The organism is Mycolicibacter heraklionensis (assembly GCF_001021505.1).
Taxonomy (GTDB): Bacteria; Actinomycetota; Actinomycetes; order Mycobacteriales; family Mycobacteriaceae; genus Mycobacterium; species Mycobacterium heraklionense.
Genome location: NZ_LDPO01000051.1, coordinates 1 through 4217, shown reverse-complemented (window position 1 = coordinate 4217; position 4217 = coordinate 1). Strand labels below are relative to the sequence as shown.

Below are 4217 nucleotides of genomic sequence, written 5' to 3'. Positions count from 1 at the left end.
GGGGGCGGGGGCGGCCGGCTCTCCCGCCTGCGGCTCGGCCACCGGGGGCGCGGGTTCGGCCTGGGCCGGCCGGGCATGGTTGCCGGCCGATTCCGCCGCATGCCGGGAGCGTGCCCGGCGGCGCCCCTCGCCCTCCTGGCGTGCCGGCTCGACGCCGTTCACCGCAGCAGCGACGGATTCGGTGGAATCTGCGTGGCGGCCGTGCCGGCTCGGCGCTTCGGCGCTGCGCTCGGGCGCACCATGGCGCCCGGTGTCCGCCGGAACATCCGCGGACCAGTTGCTGCCGGGCGCGCCCGGCGGCAGCCATTCCCCTTCGGCGCCAACGGGTTTCCACGACGGGGTCGGCGTCGTAGGCCGGGAAGGAGCCGGGGCCGGCGGCGGCGGCGGTTCCGGCTCGCGGCGGGGTTCGGGGGCGATGAAGGGCTGCGGCGGCTGCGACCAACGGGCAGCGGCCGGTTGCGGTGGCGGGGTCTCGTCGGGGGCCCGCCACGGTGACTCGTCGGCGCTGCGGCGATGCGAGCCGCGGCGGCCCTCCCCGTGCGGCGCCCGCGGCGTCTGCGGAGCCTGGGACGTGGGGTTCCCGGCGGCGGGAATCCGCACCTCCGGAACGTCGATGATCGGGTTCTCCGCGGTCTGGGTGACCGAGTCCGGCGGGTAGATCGGGGTGGCCGACGACGCGACCCGGGTGGCGCCGGTGGCGGATTCTCCGCCAGAGCGCGCCCAGTCGCTGTAGGCACGGACCGGGGCGCGCTCCGGCTCGAGTGCCGGCCGGTGACTCAAGTCGGCGTCGAAGAGAATCTCCAGGTTGGTGCGCAACGCGGCCAACTCGGATCGCAACGCCGCGACCTCGTCCGCGGCCTGCGCCCGCAGTTCGGAGGCGAGCTCGCGGCGCAGCTGGGACTCCACCGTCAGCTCGTACTCGCGCCGCGCGGAAATCTCCCGATCCAGTTGCAGGTCGTAAACCAATTTCAGGTCCCGGGCCCGGGCCTGGTCCACATCGCTTTGCCGCCGATAGATCACCGACACGAAAGCCGCCGCGACCGCCGCCCACAGCGCGATGATGACCGCCAGCTTCAGCAGCTCCACCCGGCTGGTGAACACCAGTGCCGAGCTCGCGGCGATCGCAAGGATCAGCAACGCCGTCATCAATGTCCAGCCCGGCCTGCGACCTCCACGCCGACCCGGGGCGCGGGACAGGACCGAATTCATCTGCGCCGCTCCACCTCGTCGCTCGGCGGCGCATCGTTGCAGGCGCGCATTGCCCGACTGTACCTGCACGAGGACAATCCGCGTGTCGCCCCGCTCCGGCGATTCTTACCCGGCTTGATTTCCGGTCAGCTCGGTGGGCGGGCCCGGATCGTGCGGCGACTTGCAGCGATTCTGCAGCCACAGCGCGGCGATGAGCAGCGCCAGCGCGCTGGCCGCCGCGACCACCGCTCCGCCGGTGTCCTGGGCCGCGACCTGCAGCGTGGACCGGCGCGGCAGCAGATAGCCGAGCACACCCAGCCAGAAGCCCAGCACCAGCGACCCCATCCAGGCCGACGCCTTGGCGACCACCACGGTGCGGGCCACCGCAATCGGATGCAGCCGGCCGGCGCCGGCACCGATCTGGCCGTCGTCGATCTTCGCGCCGACGTAGCGGCCCCAGGCCACCTCGGCGATCGCGACCGCCAGCAGCGATATCCCGGTCCACACGGTGATCGGCGGGAACCACCGGTACAGCAGCGGGACCGCCAGGTAACTGATGATTGCGACGGCGGCGGCCGCGGCGGTCACGTCGCGTTTGCGAGTCGGGCCCATCAGAGCTGCAGCACCAGGTCGGTCAGCGACACCCCGGCGCGCTCTGCCGGATCCAGCTCGTCGAGCAGTTCCGTCACCGCACGCGGTCGGTCACCCACGGTCAATCGTGCCTCCGGGTCCACCGACAGCCAGGGCACCAGGACGAACGCCCGCAGCTGGGCCCGGGGATGGGGCAGGGTCAGCTCGTCGTCGTGGGACAGCACTTCCGTCCCGTCGGGGTCGTGGCAGCTGATCACGTCGACATCGAGGGTTCGCGGCCCCCAACGTTGCGCGCGCACCCGCTCGGCCGCCTGCTCCAGTTCGTGCGCCCGGCGCAGCCAGCCGTGTCCGTCGGCGGCCGGATCGTCGACGATCAGCACCGCGTTGAGGAAGGGCCCCTGCTCGACTCCGCCCCACGCCTGCGTCTCGTACACCCCCGACGCCGCGCGCACCGCGCAGCCCAGGCCGTCGACCGCCGACTGCAGTAGGGCCAACCGGTCCCCCAGGTTGGACCCGATGGAAAGCACCGCACGAGTCACAACGGCACCACCTTGCCACGCCGGTCGCTGCGTGAGCGCCGGGCCACCACCGCGACGTCTGCGAAGGTGAGCGGGATCGGGGCGTGCGGCTTGTGCAGCGTCACCTCCACGGCCTGCACCCGCGCGTCGCCGATCACCTCGTCGGCGATCTCGGCGGCGACGGTCTCGATGAGGTCGCGAGCCGGACCGGCGACGATGGTCGCGGCGCGCTGCGCGAGCACTCCGTAGTCGTAGGTGTCGGCCAGGTTGTCGCTGGCCGCCGCGACGGCGAGGTCCATCCAGACCGTGATGTCGACGACGAAGTCCTGTCCGTCGGCACGCTCATGGGCGAACACACCGTGGTTGCCGCGAACCTTCAAGCCGCGCAACTCGATCCGATCAGTCACCGCTCGCGCCTCCTTGGCTCCAGGCTTCCAGGACCCGCAGCGCGTCGACCGAGGCCCGCACGTCGTGCACGCGCACCCCCCAGGCGCCGTGCAGGCCGGACAACGCCGAGATCACCGCGGTGGCCGTTTCGCGCTCGTCGGGCGGTCGCGGTGTGCCGTCCTCACTGGCCAGCAGCGTACCGAGGAACCGCTTGCGTGACGCGCCGACCAGAACCGGCACGCCGAGGTCGACCAATTGCGGCAGCCCGTGCAGCAGCGCCCAATTGTGTTGCGCTGTCTTGGCGAAACCCAACCCGGGGTCGACGATCAGCTGCGCCGGATCCACTCCGGCGGCCACCGCTGCGTCGACGGCCGCGAGCAGATCCTGGCGGACCTCGGCGGCGACGTCGCGGTAACACGGCACCCGATGCGGGTTGCCGGGGTCGACCGGCCGCCAGTGCATCAGCACCCATCGGGCGCCCGAGGAGGCCAGCAGCGGTGCCATGGCCGGGTCCGCGGCTCCCCCGGACACGTCGTTGACAATAGTGGCGCCGGCGGCCAGCGCCGCATCTGCGACGGCGGCGTTCATTGTGTCGATGCTGACGGTAATACCTTGGCCGGCAAGTTCTTTCACCACCGGAACGACCCGGTGCGCCTCTGCCCGCGGATCGGCTCGCACCGCGCCGGGCCGGGTCGATTCGCCCCCGACGTCGATGATCGCCGCGCCCTGGCCGGCCAGCTCCAGTCCGTGCTCAACGGCGCGGTCGGCGTTGAGGTAGCGCCCGCCGTCGGAGAACGAATCGGCGGTGACGTTGACCACCCCGACGACCTGCACGCGAGTCGGGCTCACTTGCGCCGAATGAGTTCCAGGGCCTCAGCGCGCGATGTGCTGTCGGTTTTGAACTGCCCGCGGACCGCCGACGTGGTGGTGATCGCACCGGGCTTGCGCACTCCCCGCATCGCCATGCAGAGGTGCTCCGCCTCGACCACCACGATGACTCCGCGCGGGTTAAGTTTGCGCATCAGGGCGTCGGCGACCTGCGCGGTCAGTCGCTCCTGCACCTGCGGCCGCTTCGCGTAGAGGTCGACCACCCGCGCCAGCTTGGACAGCCCGGTGATCCGGCCGTCGTAGCCGGGGATGTACCCGACGTGCGCGACACCGTGAAAGGCCACCAGGTGATGCTCGCAGGTCGAGTAGAGCGGGATCTCCTTGACGATCACCAGCTCTTCGTGTTGCTCGTCGAAGGTGGTCTCCAGCACCGCGTCCGGGTCGGTGTAGAGCCCGGCGAACATCTCGTGATAGGCCCGCGCGACCCGAGCCGGGGTGTCCATCAGACCCGGCCGGTCCGGGTCTTCGCCCACCGCGAACAGCAGCTCGCGAACGGCCGCCTCCGCGCGCGCCTGATCGAAAATTGCCGACGTCATCGTCGACCCCGCTTTCTCAGTCACCGGACGGCTGCTCGCTCTCACCGGACGGTGGCGGCGGCTGACCCGCACCGGGGTAGGGCTGCTGATAGGGCGGGTAGTGCTGAGC

The 4217-nt window shown here is 71.6% G+C and carries 6 protein-coding genes; all 6 read right to left on the bottom strand.

The features are described 5' to 3' along the window. Window positions 1–1146, bottom strand: a 1146-nt coding sequence (locus ABW16_RS23560; protein WP_052957085.1) for a DUF6779 domain-containing protein, incomplete at its 3' end; no start/stop codon positions are given. A 168-nt stretch (window positions 1147–1314) separates the two neighbouring features. After that, window positions 1315–1800, bottom strand: coding sequence for a DUF3180 domain-containing protein (locus ABW16_RS23555; RefSeq protein WP_047321629.1), 486 nt, complete (start codon window positions 1798–1800; stop codon window positions 1315–1317). Further along, the gene (gene folK / locus ABW16_RS23550; RefSeq protein ID WP_047321628.1) at window positions 1800–2318 is read right to left on the bottom strand and encodes a 2-amino-4-hydroxy-6-hydroxymethyldihydropteridine diphosphokinase; all 519 of its coding nucleotides are present in this window, start codon (window positions 2316–2318) and stop codon (window positions 1800–1802) included. The genes ABW16_RS23555 and folK overlap by 1 nt, the downstream gene beginning before the upstream one ends. After that, the gene (folB, locus tag ABW16_RS23545) at window positions 2315–2704 is read right to left on the bottom strand and encodes a dihydroneopterin aldolase (protein ID WP_047321627.1); all 390 of its coding nucleotides are present in this window, start codon (window positions 2702–2704) and stop codon (window positions 2315–2317) included. Before folB ends, folK begins: the two co-directional genes overlap by 4 nt. Further along, entirely contained in the window at window positions 2697–3533 is an 837-nt protein-coding gene (folP, locus tag ABW16_RS23540; protein ID WP_233424865.1) for a dihydropteroate synthase, read from the bottom strand. The genes folB and folP overlap by 8 nt, the downstream gene beginning before the upstream one ends. Further along, window positions 3530–4108: a GTP cyclohydrolase I FolE gene (gene folE / locus ABW16_RS23535; RefSeq protein WP_047321625.1), complete on the bottom strand. Its 579-nt coding sequence runs from the start codon at window positions 4106–4108 to the stop codon at window positions 3530–3532. Before folE ends, folP begins: the two co-directional genes overlap by 4 nt. Window positions 4109–4217: the final 109 nt, after the last annotated feature.

Bases quoted from the DNA above. Each gene is read 5' to 3' on its own strand.
- ABW16_RS23555 (WP_047321629.1), bottom strand. From the start codon at position 1,800: ATGGGCCCGACTCGCAAACGCGACGTGACCGCCGCGGCCGCCGCCGTC.
- folE (WP_047321625.1), bottom strand. From the start codon at position 4,108: ATGACGTCGGCAATTTTCGATCAGGCGCGCGCGGAGGCGGCCGTTCGC.